Raw genomic sequence first — 21,068 nt, forward strand, 5'->3', positions numbered from 1 at the left:
CATTTGGTATGACCAAATGTCCATGCATGATATTCTTCACGACTAAGCAACATAAAAAAGGGTGAATTAGCGTTATTTAAGTTTTTTGTTATTAGAAACCTTAAATAACATTAATATATTTTATATGAGGGGCATATGACCTTAACTCAACCTAAAATCGTTGTTGTTGGCGGTGGTGCTGGTGGCTTAGAACTGGCAACTCGTTTGGGGCGTAAATTAGGACGCAAAAAACGTGCGGATATCACGCTAATTGACCGTAATCCAAGCCATTTATGGAAACCACTGCTACATGAAGTCGCAACGGGTTCGCTCGATGATGGTGTTGATGCTATTAGCTATTTAGCGCATGCAAGACATAATGCATTTCATTTTCAATTAGGTTCTCTCACGAATATTGACAGAGAAAATAAAAAAGTCGTTCTCGGTGAATTGCGTGATAAAGACGGAGAACTATTAGTCCCGCTACGTGAAATTGATTACGATATTTTAGTGATGGCGTTGGGTAGTGCCTCCAATGATTTTGGTACGCCGGGCGTCAAAGACAACTGTATTTTCCTTGATAGCCCAACCCAAGCACATCGTTTCCATGATGAAATGTTGAACCTGTTCTTGCGTTATTCAGTACGCGATAATGCTGAAGAGAAAGTGAATATCGCGATTGTAGGCGGCGGGGCAACAGGTGTAGAGCTCTCTGCCGAGTTATATAACGCTGTAGAGCAACTCACCAGCTATGGTTTCAAAGGGTTAGATACAGATGCGTTGAATGTGACTTTAGTAGAAGCAGGGGAGCGTATTTTGCCCGCATTGCCTCCACGTATTTCCAGTGCAGCCCATCAAGAACTGAACAAACTTGGCGTGAAAGTATTAACAAAAACCATGGTAACCAGTGCCGATGCGGATGGTTTAAATACCAAAGAAGATGGAAAAATTTATGCGGACTTAATGGTATGGGCAGCGGGGATCAAAGCGCCAGACTTTATGAAAGATATTGCTGGGTTAGAAACTAACCGCATTAACCAATTAGTGGTTAAACCGACACTACAAACTACGTTGGATGAGCACATTTTTGCGATTGGTGATTGCGCATCTTGTGCAAAACCGGAAGGCGGATTTGTTCCACCGAGAGCACAATCTGCTCATCAAATGGCGAGCCTGTGCTATGACAATATCGTGGCATTAATGAAAGATAAGCCATTAAAAAATTATATCTATAAAGACCACGGTTCATTAGTTTCATTATCTCGTTTCAGTACCGTGGGTAGCTTGATGGGGAACTTAATGCGTGGCGATATGATGGTAGAAGGGCGTATTGCGCGTTTTGTCTACATTTCACTGTATCGTATGCACCAGATCGCACTGCATGGCTATATCAAAACAGGCCTAATGATGCTTGTCGGTAGTATTAACCGCATTATTCGACCAAAACTGAAATTACATTAATCGGCGATTATTGATTATTTTCAGTACCGTCATCATAAGAATGCACACGATTATTGGTGAATAATTGTGTGCATTATCTAATCTGAATGAACATATATTAAAATATGTTATTGCGGTTTATCAAAAACGACACATATATTTTAATTACTATCCATTAAACACACACTATAAACGTCGCTAATTAACTCAATGAGTTTGAGTTAAGTGTGATTTAATACAAAAAAACAGCATATTATTAATTAGGATAATGTCACTGTACTCATTCATAGATAAAATTAATTTTATTTATTAAAAACAAATGGGTAGGTAATTTCCCCCTAATTATGTAATATATTGAAACTGATTTGGTTAATTATTTACGCTTATTCACGGTAAACTTATTACGCGCAAGTAAATAAGATGTAAGTCTTCTATTCAGACAAATCTAAAAAACCATATTTATTGTATGTTATTAATGTAGTTGATAATAGATAGGCTACAATAGCTATCACATTCACTTTTCAATCAAAGGGCAAAGAATGAAGCTAAAAATTAAGTTGTTACTAGCCGCATTTGTTGCCGTTTGCTTAATTGTTGTCGGTTATTTCTCTTTTGTTCGCAGTGATGAACTGAAAATTGCGACGGTATTATCTACTGAGCCTATTCGTGCGACGCGAATGATTGAACATGAAAATTGTTCAGTGACGGGGATTTTGGGTTCATTTACGCAAGAGTCGTTATCCCGTTGGCACCCAGCTCAGCGAGAATGTAGAACCATCTTAATGATTCAATCCTTACAAGGTAAATCATTCCCCCCATTTTCCAGTCATGAACCGAGAACTTGCGTCATCACCAAAAGTTTGGAACAAATTATAGTCGGCTATGATGTTATCTACCGTATTGGCGATACGATTGGTAAAGTGAGAATGCCGTATGAACCAACGGTGTTTATTCCTTTAAATGAAAATGGGCAGTTAGATTTAACCATCTCCAGCAACGCTGCGTGTGAAACGTTGCGTGAAGGTACAAAAGATATTTTGCCATTCTATTGTATGAAGCCTAACGATCTACCCAAATCCTATCAACCGTCCACCATACTTGAAGTGAAAACAGGTAAAAATACCTTTGGGTTATTTGAGTAACGTAATGACGAGCCTATTCAAAAAATTACAGAGGTTCTTGGGTGTTACCTCACCGGACTTGCTACCGTTAAATGAATTAATGCTGAACGCTAAAAGTGGAGATGCGCAAGCACAATACCAAATTGCCACCCTATATGATGTAGGCGAAGGGGTTGAAGAAGATGAGGCAAAAGCGATTGAATGGTATTTGAAAGCGGCTACGCAAGGGCACTCACAAGCGCAATACATGATGGGGATGATGTGTGAAACCAGCGAGCATTTATCGATTGAGTCTCATCGAGCTTTGGAATGGTTTCTAAAATCGGCGGCGCAAGGTAACAGTGATGCGCTCGGTCATTTAGAGGCAATAGGATACTCCAATAAAAAGTAATCATCTCACCTAAATTACATTCAGACAGTATAAAAAAGCCATCAGATTCAACATGAATTGATGGCTTTTTTGTTGTTCAATATTGAGCCTATGAAGCTAGCTGATGTTCATCAAAATCAGCAACAAGCTGTTTTATAAATGCTAAGCGAGTGGCTCTGTCCGATAAATCATGGAAGAATTTTAATCGAACAGGACCTTCCATACGGAAGGTTTTAGGTTGATTTTGCAGTAAGCTAATCAGGAACATTGGGTCAACTTTATTGCGCTCATTGAATTCAATAAAGCCGCCTTTTTCGTGGGCTTCAATACGCTTCATACCCAGCTTTTGAGCTTGTAAACGAATGCCTGCTGTAGATAGCAAGAATTTACCCGCATCCGGTAATGTCCCAAAACGGTCAATTAATTCAGTCCGGAGTTCATCCAGCTCAGCGTGATCTTTAGCGCTAGCAATCCGTTTATAGAATGAAAGGCGAATATTTACATCATGGATATACTCATCAGGAAGTAGCACTGGCATACGCAATTCCACCTCTGTTTGCTGATGAGTCAGATCTTCAAGTGACGGCTCTCGTCCTTCTTTCAGGGCGTCGACCGCACTTTCCAATAACTCCATGTATAGAGTGAAACCGATCGTGGTCATTTGTCCGCTTTGATCTTCACCTAATAACTCACCTGCACCACGAATTTCCAGATCATGAGTTGCCAATGCAAATCCAGCACCTAAATCTTCAAGAGAGGATATTGCTTCGAGACGTTTTTGCGCATCGGTTGTCATAGCTTTTGGATGTGGTGTGAGCAGGTAGGCGTAAGCTTGGTGGTGGGAACGACCCACACGACCGCGTAATTGGTGTAACTGCGCCAAACCAAAGTGGTCGGCTCGCTCAATAATAATCGTATTGGCGGTTGGGATATCAATACCTGTTTCAATAATTGTTGTGCAGATCAAAACGTTAAAGCGTTGATGGTGAAAATCTGTCATCACACGCTCAAGCTCACGTTCACGCATTTGCCCATGACCGACAACGAATCGTGCTTCAGGCACTAGTGTTTCAAGGCGTGCTTTGGCTTTTTCGATATTTTCGACATCGTTATATAAATAGTAAACCTGACCCCCACGCAGAGTTTCACGTAGAATGGCTTCGCGCACGACTAAATCATCATATTGGCGTACAAAGGTTTTCACGGCTAAACGGCGAGCTGGTGGGGTGGCGATAATCGATAAATCACGCATGCCACTCATTGCCATATTCAAGGTTCGTGGAATTGGCGTTGCGGTTAAGGTGAGAATATCGACATCGGCTCGCATCGCTTTAATACGCTCTTTGTGGCGAACGCCAAATCGGTGCTCTTCGTCCACAACCAGCAAACCGAGATCTTTCCATTGAATATCGCTTTGTAGCAATTTATGAGTGCCAATCAAAATATCAACTTTACCTTCTGCGGCTTCAGCAATAATTTGTTGTTGTTCTTTCGCCGTTTTAAAGCGCGATAACATTTCTATACGCACAGGCCAATTGGCAAATCGGTCACGGAAATTATCGTAATGCTGCTGCGCTAATAATGTGGTGGGAACCAGTACCGCAACTTGCTTATTATTATTGATAGCCAAGAATGCTGCGCGCATCGCCACTTCTGTTTTACCAAAACCAACGTCGCCACAGACTAAGCGATCCATCGCCAACGGTTGGCACATATCACTTAATACCGCGTTAATTGCCATCTCTTGGTCTGGGGTGGTCTCAAATGGGAAGCCTTGGCAAAATTCTTGGTATTGCTCTTTATCATGTTTAAATGCAAAGCCGGCTTTGGCGGCACGTTGAGCGTAAATATCCAGAAGTTCAGCGGCCACATCACGCACTTTTTCCGCTGCTTTTTGGCGCGCACGTCCCCAACTATCGCTACCCAGTTTATGCAGCGGTGCATTTTCATCGGCACCTCCTGCATAGCGGCTAATCAAATGCAATGAAGAGACGGGTACATACAGTTTATCTTCACCAGCATAGGTAAGAATTAAATATTCTGCAGGAATACCCCCAGCTTCTAGGGTGATTAAACCTTGGTAACGACCAACCCCATGCTCAATATGTACCACGGGCTGACCAGGACGTAATTCCGCAAGGTTGCGAATCAGTGTATCGGTATTGATAGTTCGACGTTGATCACTGCGGCGACGCACCACGCGTTCACCCAGTAAGTCACTTTCACAAATTAAAGCGCGGTGACTTTCGGGCTGGATGAAGCCATGTTCTGCTGCGCCAATGGTGATGGCAAATCGACCTTGAGTTTGGCTGAAGTAATTGCTGATGATGTCAGGACGAATTTTTAGGCGTCCAAGTAGTTCACTGACCGTTTCACGACGACCTTCACTCTCAACAGAAAACACGATAGTGCCATCAAATTGTTCGGTGAATTGTCGCAACTTTTCTAGCGGATTTTTACCTTGTCCTTGCGTGCTAATATCAGGAAGTGGCTGATAATCTAAATTGGTATTAGCGGCTTTTTTAGGCAGTTTTTCCGTAGAAAGCTGAACACGAGGCCAATTTTTTAAGTTTTGATTCAGTTGTTCAACGGTTAACCATAATTCGCTTGGCGGAAGTAATGGGCGCATTGGGTCAACACCACGGCTTTCATAACGTTGCTGAGCATCTTGTTGGAAGCGTTCAGCGGGTTCTTGTAAGTTTTGTGAAACAAACAGAGTATTGGCAGGTAGATATTCAAACAAAGACGGTAATGGCTCGGCAAAGAACAAGGGTTGCCAATATTCAATACCGCTTGGTAGTGTTTGTTTGCTGACTTGCTGATAAATATGTTCTGGGTCACGGCGAACTTCAAAGCGTTCACGCCATTGACTACGAAAGCGCTCGATAGCGTCTTTATCTGTCGGAAATTCGTGCGCTGGAAGTAAATTGATGGCATTAACTTCTTCTAAGGTACGCTGGGTATCCACGTCAAAGGTGCGCAGGCTGTCAATCTCGTCATCAAAAAAGTCGATACGAAAGGGGAAATCGCTTCCCATCGGGAAAAGGTCAAGCAAAGCCCCGCGAATCGCATATTCACCATGCTCGAGCACTTGTTCTACATGGCGGTATCCCGCTTTATCCAGCTCTTCGCGAAGGTTATCACGCGAGAGCTTATCACCTTTTGCCATCACTAAGGCATGCCCAGCAAGGAAATCGACAGGGCAGACTTTCTGCATCAAGGTATTGACCGGCAGAATCAACGCCCCTTTTTGCAAGGTTGGTAAGCGGTATAGCGTGGATAAACGGTGAGAAATGATTTCTTGATGCGGCGAAAAATTATCGTAGGGTAGCGTTTCCCAATCAGAGAGGGTTTCGATCGGATATTGGGTAAACTGTTGAAGTTCATCATGAACACGCAATGCATTTTGCATATCACGGGTGACAATGACGACAGGTCCTTGATGGCGCTCGATCATCTCTGCACATTCTAAAGGACCCGCAGCACCGATTAAACAGCCTAAATGGCGGACATCTCCAGCACGACTTGGAAGTTCATAACGATAATTTGACGACATAGAAATATTCAGCTTCTCATAGCTAACTAGTTAATTAATGATTAGTTAGGCAATTAAAAATTAATTAAACGACCCACAGAACTCATTGAGTAGTCTGAAAGTGATCTAAACAAATAGTATTAATAACAAAAAAAACCACAAAAGCGCGGTTGGGTGGTTCCATTCATCTATCGTACCCTTTATTATCCCTGAACACTTCGCTTTGGCAACAGGGACATTACGTTTTCATGCATCAATCTGTCTCACTCTTTATAGGTCTACGCTATATGCGTGGGCGTGCGGTCGATAAATTTGGACGTTTTGTGTCCAGTTTGTCGGCGATTGGCATTACGCTTGGTGTTGCGGCATTGATTACCGTAACGTCCGTGATGAATGGTTTCGAACGTTCGTTACAAGATAGCATACTTGCTTATATGCCACAGGCTATATTGACTTCAAGTACCGGAAATATCGATCCTAATCAACATCCTATTACGGACTTGAAAAATTTACACGGCGTGAAAAAAATCGAGCCGATTGTTCAATCGGAAGTGGTTTTGCAAAGCCGAACGAACGTCGGGGTGGGGATGATGAGCGGAATTCGTTCTGATGAATCCTCATTGCTTCTGGATAAGCTGATCAGCGGCGATCGCCACGATTTAATTGATGGCGAATATAACGTTTTTCTCGGGAATCGACTGGCAGAAACACTCGGTGTGAAACGTGGTGACCAAATCCGTTTAATCATTCCTGGTGTCAGTCAACTCACGCCAATGGGACGCATACCAAGCCAACGCTTATTCACGGTTGCGGGCATTTTCCAAACGAATGGGGAAGCAGATACCAGTGAGCTGATCGTCGCTCAACCGGATGCGGCGCGTATGTTGCGTTATCCTGCGGGGAATATTACAGGCTGGCGCTTATACCTAGATGAACCATTACAAGTGGATGTGGCAAGTAAGCAGACGCTGCCAGAAGGCTTAGTTTGGACAGATTGGCGTGAGCGCAAAGGTGAGTTTTTCCAAGCTGTCAGAATGGAAAAAAACATGATGGGGCTATTACTGAGCCTGATTATTGCCGTTGCAGCGTTTAATATTATTACGTCGTTATCGTTATTAGTGATGGAAAAACAAGGCGAAGTCGCGATTTTGAAAACCTTAGGGCTAAAGCGTAGTAAAATTCTGACTATCTTTATGATCCAAGGCGCAGGTGCGGGCATTATTGGTACTTTAATTGGTACTGTTCTGGGCACGCTACTATCGAGCCAATTAAATGTCATTATGCCGTTAATTGGCTTATTACCACGTGGAGTTACACTCCCGATTGTACTCGATTATCCGGGTATTCTAATTATTGCGCTTTGCGCGATGCTGATTTCATTGCTGGCGACGCTTTATCCTTCTTGGCGTGCGGCAGCGGTTCAACCTGCTGAGGCTTTACGATATGAATAACCAACCACTTCTGGTCTGTGAACATTTAAGCAAAATTTATCAAGAAGGCACACTCTCCACAGAAGTGTTAAAAAATGTCAGCTTCACGATGAACGAAGGCGAAACAATGGCTATCGTTGGGAGTTCAGGTTCAGGGAAAAGTACCTTATTACATTTACTGGGTGGGCTAGATACACCGTCTCAAGGTAATGTTATTTTTCGCGGGCAGCATATTAACCAGCTTTCATCGGATGCGCGTGCGGCTATTCGAAATAAAGACTTAGGCTTTATTTATCAGTTTCATCACTTATTACCTGATTTTACTGCATTAGAAAATGTGGCAATGCCGCTGTTAATTGGTGGTGTGGCAAAAGCGACTGCGTTAGCGAAAGCGACTGAAATGTTGACGGCAGTAGGGCTTGAGCATCGCGCAAATCATCGCCCATCAGAGCTATCGGGCGGGGAACGTCAACGAGTGGCCATCGCCCGAGCGCTCGTAAATGACCCTGCATTAGTTTTGGCAGATGAGCCTACGGGTAACCTCGACTTACGTAATGCGGATGCAATTTTTGAATTGCTAGGGGAATTAAACCGCAAGCAAAAAACGGCGTTTTTGGTGGTTACCCACGATATGAAACTCGCAAATCGTTTATCCCGTCGTTTAGAAATGCGTGATGGCCATCTGCAACAGGAAATTACGTTGGGGGCAATGTAATGATTAACATGCCACTGACGCTTTTAGCGGCATTGCGATTTAGCCGAGGACGCCGCAGGACAGGGATGGTGTCTTTGGTGTCGATTGTGTCGACACTGGGCATTGTATTGGGTGTTGCGGTATTAATTATTGGTTTAAGTGCCATGAATGGCTTCGAGCGAGAGCTAAATAACCGAGTTCTCTCCGTGGTACCGCATGGGCAAATTTATGCAGTAGAAGCGCCTTATCAAGATTGGGAATTTGCTCAAAATGTCATTCGTAAAACGCCCGGTGTACAAGCGGTTAGCCCTTATGTGAATTTTACGGGGTTACTTGAGCGTGGTGCCAATCTTAAAGCAATTCAGATTATGGGCGTATCCCATGAAACAGAATCGCAAGTGAGTGCGTTACCTGAGTTTATTTTGAATGATGCTTGGCAACACTTTGAGGCGGGGAAACAATCAATTATTTTGGGGCAAGGGGTTGCTAACTCGTTGAATGTGAAAGTAGGGGATTGGGTGACTATCATGATCCCTAATACTGATGACAGCATGAAAATTCAACAACCTAGACGCATTCGTGTTCAAGTCACGGGTATTTTTCGCTTAAGTGGTTTGCTTGACCATCAACTTGCTCTCGTTCCGCTGGCGGATGCTCAGGAATATTTAGGTTATGGTAATGGTATCAGTGGCTTTGAAATTAAAGCTAAAGATCCTTTTGAAGCCGATAAAGTGGTGTATGACGCGGGTCTTAAAACCATGCATCACGTTGTGGTGAAAAGCTGGATTGGCGATTACGGCTATATGTACAATGACATTCAAGTCGTACGTAGCGTCATGTACTTAGCGATGATTTTAGTCATCGGTGTAGCGTGCTTTAACATTGTTTCCACGTTGGTGATGGCAGTGAAAGACAAAAGTAGCGACATCGCTGTATTACGGACATTAGGGGCAAAAGATAGGCAAATTCGTGCGATCTTCCTGTGGTATGGGTTGATTGGTGGATTGATTGGCTCATTAATCGGTGTGGTGTTGGGAGTGCTAGTTTCGTTAAATTTGACGACGCTGATTAAAGGATTGGAAGTGATTATCGGTCATCCTATTTTATCCGGAGATGTCTATTTTATTGATTTCTTGCCTTCTGAGCTGCATGTGATGGATGTGGTTTATGTTCTCTTCACGACAGTGATTTTGAGTTTATTGGCAAGTTGGTATCCAGCACGACGTGCCAGTAAATTAGACCCAGCCCGTATTTTAAGCGGGCAGTAATCTATTCGGCGCGGATGATGATATTCGCGCCGCCTTTCATTATTTAGCCATACACTCGAGATAGACCTGCTTGTAGCTACGCGTTTCAATTAAGTCCTCATTAAAACCGTACTTTTCGGCGGTGGACAGTAACTTTATGTACAAGTTGTTTAACTCACTCTCATCATCAGTCATAATCGCAAATTCAGCAAACCAGCCAATGCCCTCTAAGTAGTCAATGGTGATATGGATATCATCTAAAAAGTAGATACTCCGTTGCTTAGCGAGGGTGAGGTAACACTGATAACCTAATGTGGTCAGCATATTTTTGACATGCTGGCAGTCTGCGATATCTATCGCTTTACATTCAGATGAACTGGGTCCTTTGACAATCCACAGTTTAATTCCTGATGGGGTCATCTCTCTGACCGACATACTGATGTTTTGTGTAGCTAACGGGTTATCAGGGTAATCAAAAAAATCATCAACTTCATGATTATTCACTGTAAATACTTCGACGTTATCCTGGGTAAGTTGCGCCAGAAATGTGTCTGAATTGGGCAATATGAATTTAATTTCGGCTTCATACTTACCGACGAAATGTTCACTCATTCCGCTATCCAAGATGATTTAGGGTGGGAGCATAGTAACATAAAGGGTGATAATGAGACTGAAGATTATGTTAATCCATATCAAAGAATGGCTAGTTAATGAGGCGCGAAGAAGTGTTCGCGCCTTGCTGTTTTAAATACCAATAATGTCATCAAGGGAAATCGCGTTGGCAATGAGTATATGCCCAGCATAATTAAGGTGGAGATGGTCACCAGAATCATAGACTAAAGCCAATTGTTGAGGTTTTTGAGGGTCGCGAACCCATTGTTCATTATCAATCACAGCATCAAATTCACCGCTGTTACGCATCCATTGATTAACTTCTTGGCGAATGACTTCTTTCTCGGGAGTATAGAAATTTTCTAATCCATATTCTTCTGTAGAACGTAATGGAACGAGCGTGACACCCACTACGCGAATATGATGTTCATGAGCTTGGCGAATTAATTGCCGATACCCCTCAATTAATTCATAGGCAGTCGGTATACAGTTTATTGGGGCGAGGGCTGTTTGCGCGAGCCCAATATCATTTAAGCCGACTTGAACGATACACGTGGTGACGCCCTCCAGGTCAATAACATCGCGATGAAAGCGAGATAATGTACTGATCCCAATGCCATCTTTTAGCAAACGGGACCCCGATTGCCCTGCATTGACTACGGCGGTTTTATGAGAAATGGCACGTTCGGCAAGGAAATCAACCCAGCGATGATAACGATTCATCTCGACGCCGTTACCATCTACCATCGAATCGCCAATCACGACAACCGTTTGATTATGTGTATCGGATTGAGTATCAACGCGTTCTAATAATAAACGCGAACTGATTGGCATACTGTTATTGGGATAGGCTTTATGAACACAGTTGCCTGATGCTAATTGAGAGTAGTGACGAGCATCCCAATGGAAGGTTTCCACGGGAGTGAGCTCAGGAAAGTAGCTGAGCAATATTATCTCGGATAAATTGGCGATGGGATGCGCTATTTCATCACTGTATATCACTTGCCCCGCAGGGATAGTGACCTGAGCTTGACCATTAAACTGAATAGGGGCCGTCCATGATTCTCCTAAAGGGGGCGTCACGGTAATGGCGTTATCTCCTAGAACTAAAGGTTGAGAGCCATAGCGGTTTGAGAAAACAAAACGCAGTTTGTTACCCCCTAACGTGATACGTAATGTTTGGTATAAGGTTTGTTCGCACAATGATGTTGGTATTTCCAGAGAAAATGGAAATGCTTCGTCCGTTGTGGGTTGTGAGGTAGAAAGCCATGTACATACCCATGAATGATGGGTGGATGCATTTAATGGTGACATTGTGCTTTATCCTAGAAATCACGCTTAAAATTAGCGTGTTGATGTTGCTGTAAATGAATCAAAACCACGCATTGCAACATTCACCATGGCCAGTAAATGTGTTTGACTCACTCCATCGCGCGCTTGAATGGAAATGCCATGAAATAGTGTTGCAATATAATGACCTAACGCTTGAGTGTCGGTATTAGAGGGTAAATCACCCGCGATCACGCCATCTTTTAGGCGCTGCATGATAGCCGTAGTACGAGCTTGTCGATAACTGGCTAACCAAGACATGATATTTTCATTTTCACTGGCATAGTTAGTGAGTGAGAGTACCACCATACAGCCTTGAGGATGTTCTTTCTGGGTATAGGTTTCTACGGCTTGGGTTAACAATTGCTCTATAGCGAAACGGGTATTGGGTTCTTGCAGGGCAGTATCTGCAAAAGCACCTTCTTGATTAAGATAAAGGTCAATAGCTTCACGAAAAAGATTCTCTTTTGAGCCAAATGCGGCATAAATACGTGCAGATGCAATTCCCAGTGCAGACACTAAATCAGACATCGACGTGCCTTCATAGCCCCGCTGCCAAAAGACAAGCTTAGCTTTATTCAATGCCGCGTCACGGTCGAACTCTCTCGGTCTTCCTGCCATAACAATTACTCCTCTAAGTGATAATGCATTCATACTATCACTTCTTTGTCGAATGACAAATAATTATTGTTTATCGATTGACAAAGAATTAAAAAAACCTTTAACCTATTTATTGTTGATCGACAAACAATTGATGCGACTCGTGAATGAGTGGCTTTTTACTCACATAAAAGTGTATGGAACAAATATGAATTCGGTATTTAAAAAGGTGTTGCTCGTCTCCCTGATGACGCTCTCTTTGCAAGCAACAGCTACGTTAGCAGCAGGAAATCTAACTCAAACAGTCAAAAGTGCTGCGCTTCCAACCATTGAGGCGAATGAAGCCAGCTTTCAACATCACTATGTGAAAGTGAACGGGCATCGCCTTCACTATGTTACCGCAGGGGAAGGGGAGCCGGTCTTATTGATCCCCGGCTGGCCACAAACGTGGTATACATGGCGCTATGTGATGACGGAGCTCGCTGCTAATGGTTATACCGCTATTGCTGTCGATCCACTGGGAACAGGGTATTCTGATAAGCCAGACAATGGCTATGATACGGGCGCTGCCGCAACCACATTGCACGAAATGATGAAACAATTGGGTCATACTCACTATTCGGTAATAGGGCATGATATTGGCATGTGGGTGGGGTATGCGCTGGCGAGTGATTATCCCGCCGACGTGAAAAAGATAGCCTTAACAGAAGCGGTTATTCCAGGATTAGCGCCAGCACCAACGATTTTTGTGGATCCTGAGGAGAATATTTTCCTCTGGCATTTTATGTTTAACCAAGTGCGAGATTTACCTGAAACGCTGACGGCAGGTAGAGAGCGCGAGTATCTTAACTTTATTTTTGATAATTGGGCTTATCGCCGTGATCGCGTTGCCGCGCAGACGTATATTGATGCGTATGCTTCACCGGGTGGGCTGCGGGCTGGTTTTGCCTATTACCGCGCTATTCCACAGACGATCGAGCAAAATAAACTGCGAGCACAAAAAAAGCTCACTATGCCGGTGTTGGCGATAGGGGCAGATCAGGCAACCCGAGATGCACCGCAATTGACATTACAGGGGCGGGCAATCCAATTACAAGGGGCGATGCTTGGGGAGTGTGGTCACTTTGTGACGGAAGAGTGTCCTGAGCAGTTAATGAGCCACATTTTACCGTTTTTGAAAAAATAATATCTGAAACAAAAAGGGAAGCTACAGTGAGCTTCCCTTCAGATTGATGACGAACCGCGTGTATTGAGAATGATTAATACTTGGCTTTCTTGGTCATTTTATCCAAATAACCCATCACAAACGCTGATAGCACGAAGGTTAAATGAAGGATCACATACCACATCAACTTATCGTTTTCGACGTTTTTGAGGTTCATGAAAATCTTCAATAAGTGGATGGATGAAATGGCGACAATGGAGGCTGCCACTTTATTTTTCAATGAGGTGGCATCCATCGTGCCAATCCAATTGAGTTTTTCATGATGATCTGACAAGTTTAACTGCGAGACGAAGTTTTCGTAGCCTGAAAACATGACCATCACCAGTAAACCACCAACCAGCGCCATATCAATCAGTGAGAGCAGAGTTAGGATTAAATCTGACTCTGGAATGGCAAAAATATTTGGCAGGATATGAAAAACTTCTTGGAAAAATTTAATGGTTAACGCGAGCAATGTCAGCGATAGCCCTAAATAGATGGGTGCGAGGATCCAACGTGATGCGTACATCATTCTTTCAAAAAACTTTTCCATGCCAATCCTTCAAATTATAAAAATCAAAAATAGAGAGATGATGGGTATTTTAGCGGTTAGGTGTGATGAGGATAAAGTTTTTTGTCATCAAAAAGTGAAAAAAATGTCCTTTTGATAATAAAAAAGTTATTAACTCGAGATTATTGGGATAATTGTTTTACTTTGCTGAGGATGATGGATGCTAGTATGTTACTATTCAAATTATGTATAAATGACATAATTATTGTCATTAGATTTTTTTACTAGAGTTGTATTTCGACAAATTCATTGCAAGGATGAAAGGAAATTTCCGATGTTGCGATTTCGCCGTAGAATGAAAAAAGCAAGTAAAAACAAATGCAAACGCCGTCAGCGACTTCGTAATCGTTCTTACTACATTGATAATAAACTGTTGAGTATGCAAAATATTAACGTGGTTGTATTAACGGGTGCGGGTATTTCTGCGGAGTCAGGAATTCAAACGTTTCGTTCAGCAGATGGTTTGTGGGAAGAGCATCGCGTAGAAGATGTTGCGACACCCGAAGGTTTTGCGCGTGACCCCCAATTAGTTCAGCGTTTTTATAATGAACGTCGTCGTCAGTTACAGCAAGAGGATATTCAGCCAAACGCAGCGCACTATGCATTAGCAAAATTAGAACACGCTCTTGGGGATAGATTTCTGCTTGTTACTCAGAATATTGATAATTTACATGAGCGTGCGGGTAGCAAGCGTGTTGTGCATATGCATGGAGAATTACTCAAAGTGCGTTGTAATTGGTCGAACCAAGTTCTGGAGTGGAAAGGGGATTTATCGGTTGAGGAACGTTGTCACTGTTGCCAATTTCCACAACCTTTACGCCCGCACATCGTGTGGTTTGGGGAGATGCCATTTGAAATGGATAGGATCTACCAAGCATTAGGGGAAGCGACCCTGTTTATTTCGATAGGCACATCAGGACACGTTTATCCAGCAGCGGGCTTTGTGCATGAAGCGCGTTTGCAAGGGGCTCATACGGTGCAGCTAAACTTAGAACCTAGCCAAGTAGAAAGTGAATTTGAAGAGCGCCATTATGGCTTAGCGAGTAAAGTTGTGAGTGACTATGTGGATGACTTACTTGCAAAACTCAATCACAAATCATGATAATAGTAGGGAGCGATAGCTCCCTACTATTATCATGACGATCAAACGTTTTCATCCAGCATAGCTGGCATCGTTATCTCTTTTACACAAGTTGCGTTGCTTGTACTCAGAATAAAACGTACGGCATTCAGCACATCTTGTAATGGGATTAACGTTCCTTCACTATTCGCAATGACTTCATCAATAGGCATCGATAGCGGGAATTCTGTGGCTAGATAGCCTAAGTTCAAAATTGAAATACCGATTTTATCTTGGCGTAAGGTTTCCCTTAACGATTGTACAATCCCTCGCAGTGCATATTTTGTTGCACTAAATGTCACCTCTTTACCATTATGATTATCGAGCCCCCATGTTGAGCCAATTAAAATAATTTTACTATTGCTCCCCAAACGTAAGTTAGGCAATAGCGCCTTTATATTTAATAGGCAGGCGCTGATATTGGTCTGAATCATGGTCAGTAATTCAATATCGCTGGTGGATTCAAAATCATATTCAGCGGTAAAGGCTAATTTTTCCCATATACCCACATTATAAATAAGCACATCAATGGGCTGTTCCCCTATATGGTTTTTGATAGTCAATGCGGATTGAGAGTCACTCAGATCCGCGGGAAGCCAATGAAATCGTGGGTTTTTAAAGGGCGGCTCAGAGCGGGAAACACCATAAACGGTATCAGTGTAATCAGGTAGAGCTTCAACGAATGCTTTGCCTAATCCTTTGCTTACACCATAAATTAAAAATGTTTTTGTCATTGTGCCTCCATCCAATAAATTATTTTATAGTGGATTTAGTTATATAAGATATCCATTATATAACATAGTACTTAACGCAATGAGTTATCCAAAAATGCAGTAGGAAATGAACTATAAAATTAAATTAATTAGTTATCTTGCTCACTCTTTAGCTGCAAATCTGATTTGAGACAATAATTGTTTCTGTGATCTTTCCCATAATATCCCCATTGATATTTAGGGGGAGGTAGCATGGACAAACTCTTGGAGCGGTTTTTTGAATATACTGCTTTTGATACACAATCAAAACTGAATGCAAAAACAGTACCTAGTAGTACAGGTCAACTAAAATTTGCCCGCGCTTTAGCCAAAGAACTTAATTTACTTGGCTTTGAAAAAGTGACGCTAACCGAGCATGGTTGCTTAACGGCAATGATGCCATCCAATGTGGATTGGGATGTACCGGCAATTGGGTTCATTTCACATTTGGACACCGCCCCTGATTATTCAGGTAAAAATGTGTGTCCGCAAGTTCTTGAAAATTATCGAGGCGGGGATATAGCGTTAGGTATTGGTGATGAAGTTTTATCACCTGTCATGTTCCCTGTATTGCACGAAATGATTGGCAAAACGTTGATCATGACAGACGGTAAAACATTATTAGGCGCGGATGATAAAGCCGGTATCGCGGAAATTATTACCGCGATAGTACGTTTAGAAGGGCAAAATATTCCTCATGGAAAAATTTGTGTCGCCTTTACGCCAGATGAAGAAATTGGTCGCGGCGCACAACATATCGATTTCAAAGAGTTTGATGCTCGTTGGGCATATACCGTCGATGGTGGTGGTGTCGGTGAGCTTGAATTTGAAAACTTCAATGCAGCTAACGTCTCTATCAAAATCGTGGGAAATAATACCCATCCCGGTAATGCGAAAGGTGTGATGGTGAATGCATTGGGTTTGGCGACCCGTATTCACGCTATGCTACCTGTTGAAGAGACGCCTGAAAATACAGAAGGTTATGAAGGTTTTTACCACCTAACATCGATTAAGGGGAATGTAGAAAAAGCCGAAATGAACTACATTATCCGCGATTTTGACTTAGCCAATTTTGAAGCGAGAAAGAAAAATATTATCCGTATCGCAGAAAAAGTGGGTGAAGGCCTGCACCCAAGCTGTTATATCGAGCTGACATTGGATGATAGTTACTACAATATGCATAAAGAAGTGATGAAATATCCACATGTTGTTGAATTAGCTAAACAAGCGATGTTGGACTGTAATATTGAACCTGTCATCAAGCCGATCCGTGGGGGAACGGACGGCGCGCAGCTATCATACCGAGGCTTACCATGCCCGAATATTTTCACGGGTGGCTATAACTTCCATAGTAAACATGAGTTTATTACTCAAGAAGGTATGGAGCAGGCGGTGAGTGTGATTATGCGAATTGCGGAATTAACGGCTATTCATGCAAAGCGTAATACCGAGAAATAGTTTTTGATACGTTCTTAATATAAAAAGTGACAATAAAAATGCCCCGATGTGAGGTGATGACATTCGGGGCATTTTGCTATTATTAACGGTTAATTATAGAAATAATTAGTCGTCAAAATACCAATATCCACTATTAATCAGTGCGGTAATTAATGCGATAAAATTCACATCGTCAAGGGCATCCCCAAGATTTGTATAGCTGACCGCATCGAAACGACACAGGCTGTCTGCGGCTTCATAGCATTTAGTCTCTAAAGACTCACCATTAACAAAGAACTGGTCACCCACGCGAAGTGCTCGTAACCCATTGAGTTTATATAAGGTTTCTTGCTCATCTTTCAGTAGGTTATAGATTTCATTTTGTTCATAAGGCGGCTCTGGCGGCGCTAAGTCTAATTCGTGGCGCGACTGAGAAATAAATTCACCTAACCATTTACGGAATAATTCAGGGTCGTTAATCAGAGACTCCATCATTTCACGTAATTTAATTTGTTCGCCTTGCAGAATTTCAGCCGGGTTATCACGGAAAGAGAGGTCAGGATCACTGTAGCGATAACTGCCTAAATCATTAGAAATTAAATGGTCAGCAAAGCTGCTCATGAGTTCACGCGCATTGGGTGCACGAAAGCCGACAGAAAAGTTTAGGGATGGCTCAATAGCGTAACCTTCATGTGGGAATCCTGGTGGGATATACAGAATATCACCGGGTTCCATTTCTTCATCAATAATGGCATCGAAAGGTTGTACTTGGAGCAAGTCTGGATGTGGACTGTGTTGTTTCATTGGGATTTTTTCCCCAACACGCCAATGGCGACGGCCTTCACCTTGAATAATAAACACATCGTATTGGTCTAAATGAGGACCCACGCCGCCTCCCGGCACTGAGTAGGAAATCATTAAATCGTCCATACGCCAGTCAGAAAGAACGCGGAAAGGTTTCATAAGTTGGGCGCTTGGGTGGTGCCAGTGGTCAACCGCTTGGACCAAAATCGACCAGTTTTCTTCACCTAAATGATCGTAGCTTTCGAAAGGTCCGTGAGCTACCTGCCAGATGCCATCTTTATGGCTGACTAAACGGCTATCCACTTCATCTTCCATCGCTAATCCCGCGAGCTCATCAGGCGAGATAGGATCAATAAAACGCGTAAAACCCTGTTTGATAAGCAGAGGTCGTTTCTGCCAATGACTGTCCAGAAAACTCTGCCAGTCAAGATTCAGTTTATAATCCATCTTATTGTTCCCTAGTTATGACAAATCTTCCTAAATAGTATACCGGAAATGGATTGTAAAACAGGGGTTAGAGGGCGTCAGTTCACAGATTAACTATCTTCAATGACGGCTTGTTGTCTAAATGTGACGGCGACCCTAGCACCGCCTAGTGGGCTATCCGAAATGATGATTTCACCATCGTATTGATCGATGATATCGACCGCAATAGATAACCCTAGACCTTGCCCCGGTCGTAGTGTGTCGGCGCGTTGTCCACGCATAAATATCAGGCTACGCTTGCTTTCAGGAACACCTGGACCATCATCATCCACAAAAATTGTTAGACTATCGTGACCCGCAAGGGCGGTGACTTCCACAAACTCAAGGCAATATTTACAGGCATTTTCCATAATGTTGCCCATCACCTCCATAAAATCATTCGGTTGACCTAACCATGTGATTTCAGGGGAAATGTCTACGGTGATCGAGACACCTTTGTTTTGATATACTTTATGTAGCGCACTGGATAGGCTATCTAAGATAGAGGGGACGGACGCAATTTCCCGTAACATGAGGTTCTCATCACCTTGGCTTGAAGCGCGGTGTAGATAGTAACCCACTTGTTGGGAGATTCGTCCTATTTGCTCCAGCATGATGGGTTCAGCTTGCTCGATAGTCATCTCTTTGCCGGATCGTAGCAGCCTTAATGTCGATTGCAGAACCGCTAACGGTGTTTTCAAACTGTGAGTCAGGTCTGACAAGGTTGTGCGATATTTGCTATAACGTTTTCGTTCGTTACTCAACAAAATATTTAAATTGCGGACTAATCCTCTGAGTTCTGCTGGTGGATTTTCATCCAGCGTTTCTCGCTCACCTTTTTCAAGGCTACTAATTTGTGAAATTAATGACTTAATGGGGCGGACACTCCAGTATGCGGCAAGCCACAACAGTGGAATGACCAGCAGGAAGTTGGCGAGTATCACATAACCAAACCAATCCCAGACAACCCCAGTATTTTGCAAATCTTGCGGTAAGGTATCCACAACAACAATGGTGAGCGGTGGCATGGTTTCGGTTTCTAAATATTGATTGACCGAAACAGAGTGAGTTAATGGTTCATCGACATTATCGATATCGTTAAGTCGGCTACTGTAGTCAGGATTATTATTCAGTAATTGACGAGTTTCATCGATATCAGTGTCGATTTCATACAACCCATTTTTTTTGAGCCAATCGAGTTGAATGAGGCGCTCGATGCTGGGAACTTCCCGTTGACGCCATAAAACCTGCCCATTTTTATCATAAATGATAATCAAAGAGGGGTTATTCAGCGTAAAGTTAGGCGGAACTCGGATATCAATTTTACTATCTTGCCACTGGGCAAGGCTGTAAATTAGGTTACTTTGGCTGCGTAATAGGGTATAGGTTGTGCGGTCAAAACTTACCAAATACCCGACGACGGCCACAATTCCATAGGCTAAGGTTAAGGCGAGGATCACGGCTGAGGTCGCGCAAATAAAACGGGCCTGTAAAGAAAGTGGTTTGAACCTAAATTTACGAAATCGCATATTAGTTATTCACATCGAAACGGTAGCCTTGACCCCGGACAGTCACAATAACCTCTTGAGCATGGAACTGCTGGATTTTTTTACGTAAACGCCCCATGAGAACGTCGATAGTATGACTTTCACGTAGCTCAGCATCTGGGTAAAGTTGACGCATTAAAGAGTCTTTACTGACCACTTTACCATTATTACGCAGTAGTGTTTCAATGATGGTGTATTCGAAGGCGGTCAGTTTGACGGATTCGCCGTTGACGGTAAATTCTTTACGAGAGAGGTCGATGACAAAATTTTCAAGTTCTAACACTTGGGATGCCAATCCGCTATTACGGCGCATGAGCGCTTGCATACGGGCAACTAACTCTTCTAATTGGAATGGCTTAGTGACATAGTCATCTGCTCCGCTATTAAGCGCTTGCACTTTTTCTTGCCAACTTTCTCGCGCCGTTAACACTAAAAGCGGAATACTGACATGGTTACTGCGCCAGCGTTTGATCATGGAAAGCCCATCTTCATCAGGAAGACCTAAATCGACAACAGCAATATCAGGATGGCTTTCATTCAAAAAGTAATCAGCTTCTTTTGCGCCTTCAGCTGAATCCACTTGATGACCTAATTCTTTGAGTTGAACGGTTAAATGATGACGAAGTAGGGCGTTATCTTCTACGATAAGAATGCGCATCTGAGAACCTCATATAAAGCATGTAAATAATAATATTATAATTGGTATGGTAAAAAGAGATGGGACAAGGGACAAGATCTTAAGTAAATATAAGGCAAACAGATCGGAAAAATAGTCGAATCTGAAAATATTTGAAAATAAAAAGAACAGATG

General features: G+C 42.7%; 18 protein-coding genes. 9 read left to right on the plus strand and 9 right to left on the minus strand.

The window, feature by feature from the left end:
• Positions 1 to 135: 135 nt before the first annotated feature.
• From PROVALCAL_RS18210 to PROVALCAL_RS18220, 3 genes are all read left to right on the plus strand, one after another.
• Positions 136 to 1,440, plus strand: a complete 1,305-nt coding sequence (locus tag PROVALCAL_RS18210; RefSeq protein ID WP_006660822.1) for an NAD(P)/FAD-dependent oxidoreductase — start codon at positions 136 to 138, stop codon at positions 1,438 to 1,440.
• Between the two features lie 518 nt (positions 1,441 to 1,958).
• Positions 1,959 to 2,561: a UmoD family flagellar biogenesis regulator gene (gene umoD, locus PROVALCAL_RS18215; protein WP_006660823.1), complete on the plus strand. Its 603-nt coding sequence runs from the start codon at positions 1,959 to 1,961 to the stop codon at positions 2,559 to 2,561.
• Positions 2,562 to 2,565: 4 nt separating this feature from the next.
• Positions 2,566 to 2,931: a tetratricopeptide repeat protein gene (locus tag PROVALCAL_RS18220; RefSeq protein WP_006660824.1), complete on the plus strand. Its 366-nt coding sequence runs from the start codon at positions 2,566 to 2,568 to the stop codon at positions 2,929 to 2,931.
• Between the two features lie 88 nt (positions 2,932 to 3,019).
• On the opposite strand, the gene mfd is transcribed toward PROVALCAL_RS18220, so the two are convergent.
• Positions 3,020 to 6,466: a transcription-repair coupling factor gene (mfd, locus tag PROVALCAL_RS18225; RefSeq protein ID WP_006660825.1), complete on the minus strand. Its 3,447-nt coding sequence runs from the start codon at positions 6,464 to 6,466 to the stop codon at positions 3,020 to 3,022.
• A gap of 227 nt (positions 6,467 to 6,693) precedes the next feature.
• Here mfd and lolC point away from each other — a divergent pair, with 227 nt between their 5' ends.
• From lolC to lolE, 3 genes are read left to right on the plus strand one after another with little or no spacing between them, the layout of a single operon-like run.
• A complete protein-coding gene (lolC, locus tag PROVALCAL_RS18230) occupies positions 6,694 to 7,896 on the plus strand; it encodes a lipoprotein-releasing ABC transporter permease subunit LolC (protein ID WP_036975479.1) in 1,203 nt (400 codons plus the stop codon).
• Entirely contained in the window at positions 7,889 to 8,590 is a 702-nt protein-coding gene (lolD, locus tag PROVALCAL_RS18235) for a lipoprotein-releasing ABC transporter ATP-binding protein LolD (protein WP_006660827.1), read from the plus strand. Before lolC ends, lolD begins: the two co-directional genes overlap by 8 nt.
• On the plus strand, positions 8,590 to 9,837 hold the full coding sequence (lolE, locus tag PROVALCAL_RS18240) for a lipoprotein-releasing ABC transporter permease subunit LolE (RefSeq protein ID WP_006660828.1): 1,248 nt from the start codon (positions 8,590 to 8,592) through the stop codon (positions 9,835 to 9,837). The genes lolD and lolE overlap by 1 nt, the downstream gene beginning before the upstream one ends.
• A gap of 39 nt (positions 9,838 to 9,876) precedes the next feature.
• On the opposite strand, the gene PROVALCAL_RS18245 is transcribed toward lolE, so the two are convergent.
• The 3 genes from PROVALCAL_RS18245 to PROVALCAL_RS18255 form a co-directional block, all read right to left on the minus strand.
• Positions 9,877 to 10,428 (minus strand): class IV adenylate cyclase, encoded by a 552-nt coding sequence (locus PROVALCAL_RS18245; protein ID WP_006660829.1) that lies wholly within the window; start codon positions 10,426 to 10,428, stop codon positions 9,877 to 9,879.
• Between the two features lie 132 nt (positions 10,429 to 10,560).
• Positions 10,561 to 11,742 carry an SGNH/GDSL hydrolase family protein gene (locus tag PROVALCAL_RS18250; protein WP_039862409.1) on the minus strand — a complete coding sequence of 394 codons (1,182 nt, stop codon included), beginning with the start codon at positions 11,740 to 11,742 and terminating at the stop codon, positions 10,561 to 10,563.
• A gap of 30 nt (positions 11,743 to 11,772) precedes the next feature.
• A complete protein-coding gene (locus PROVALCAL_RS18255; protein WP_036961329.1) occupies positions 11,773 to 12,378 on the minus strand; it encodes a TetR/AcrR family transcriptional regulator in 606 nt (201 codons plus the stop codon).
• A gap of 187 nt (positions 12,379 to 12,565) precedes the next feature.
• On the opposite strand from PROVALCAL_RS18255, the gene PROVALCAL_RS18260 reads away from it, so the two are divergent.
• Positions 12,566 to 13,543 carry an alpha/beta fold hydrolase gene (locus PROVALCAL_RS18260; RefSeq protein WP_039862433.1) on the plus strand — a complete coding sequence of 326 codons (978 nt, stop codon included), beginning with the start codon at positions 12,566 to 12,568 and terminating at the stop codon, positions 13,541 to 13,543.
• 73 nt (positions 13,544 to 13,616) lie between these two features.
• On the opposite strand, the gene PROVALCAL_RS18265 is transcribed toward PROVALCAL_RS18260, so the two are convergent.
• Positions 13,617 to 14,114 (minus strand): TIGR00645 family protein, encoded by a 498-nt coding sequence (locus PROVALCAL_RS18265; RefSeq protein WP_006660833.1) that lies wholly within the window; start codon positions 14,112 to 14,114, stop codon positions 13,617 to 13,619.
• Positions 14,115 to 14,406: 292 nt separating this feature from the next.
• On the opposite strand from PROVALCAL_RS18265, the gene cobB reads away from it, so the two are divergent.
• On the plus strand, positions 14,407 to 15,234 hold the full coding sequence (cobB, locus tag PROVALCAL_RS18270; RefSeq protein ID WP_006661451.1) for a Sir2 family NAD+-dependent deacetylase: 828 nt from the start codon (positions 14,407 to 14,409) through the stop codon (positions 15,232 to 15,234).
• A gap of 41 nt (positions 15,235 to 15,275) precedes the next feature.
• Here the strand turns inward: cobB and PROVALCAL_RS18275 are convergent, their stop codons facing one another.
• Positions 15,276 to 15,986 (minus strand): SDR family oxidoreductase, encoded by a 711-nt coding sequence (locus PROVALCAL_RS18275; protein WP_006660835.1) that lies wholly within the window; start codon positions 15,984 to 15,986, stop codon positions 15,276 to 15,278.
• 231 nt (positions 15,987 to 16,217) lie between these two features.
• Between PROVALCAL_RS18275 and pepT the strand changes: the two genes are divergently transcribed.
• A complete protein-coding gene (gene pepT, locus PROVALCAL_RS18280; RefSeq protein WP_006660836.1) occupies positions 16,218 to 17,462 on the plus strand; it encodes a peptidase T in 1,245 nt (414 codons plus the stop codon).
• 105 nt (positions 17,463 to 17,567) lie between these two features.
• On the opposite strand, the gene PROVALCAL_RS18285 is transcribed toward pepT, so the two are convergent.
• The 3 genes from PROVALCAL_RS18285 to phoP all read right to left on the minus strand — a co-directional run bounded on the left by PROVALCAL_RS18285 (position 17,568) and on the right by phoP (position 20,915).
• Positions 17,568 to 18,692, minus strand: a complete 1,125-nt coding sequence (locus tag PROVALCAL_RS18285; protein WP_006660837.1) for a ribosomal protein uL16 3-hydroxylase — start codon at positions 18,690 to 18,692, stop codon at positions 17,568 to 17,570.
• Positions 18,693 to 18,781: 89 nt separating this feature from the next.
• Positions 18,782 to 20,239, minus strand: coding sequence for a two-component system sensor histidine kinase PhoQ (gene phoQ / locus PROVALCAL_RS18290; RefSeq protein ID WP_006660838.1), 1,458 nt, complete (start codon positions 20,237 to 20,239; stop codon positions 18,782 to 18,784).
• A gap of 1 nt (position 20,240) precedes the next feature.
• Complete coding sequence (gene phoP / locus PROVALCAL_RS18295) at positions 20,241 to 20,915, minus strand: two-component system response regulator PhoP (protein WP_006660839.1); 675 nt, start codon at positions 20,913 to 20,915, stop codon at positions 20,241 to 20,243.
• Positions 20,916 to 21,068 lie beyond the last annotated feature (153 nt).

Origin of the sequence: Providencia alcalifaciens DSM 30120, assembly GCF_000173415.1 — a bacterium.
In the GTDB taxonomy this organism is placed as follows: Bacteria; Pseudomonadota; Gammaproteobacteria; order Enterobacterales; family Enterobacteriaceae; genus Providencia; species Providencia alcalifaciens.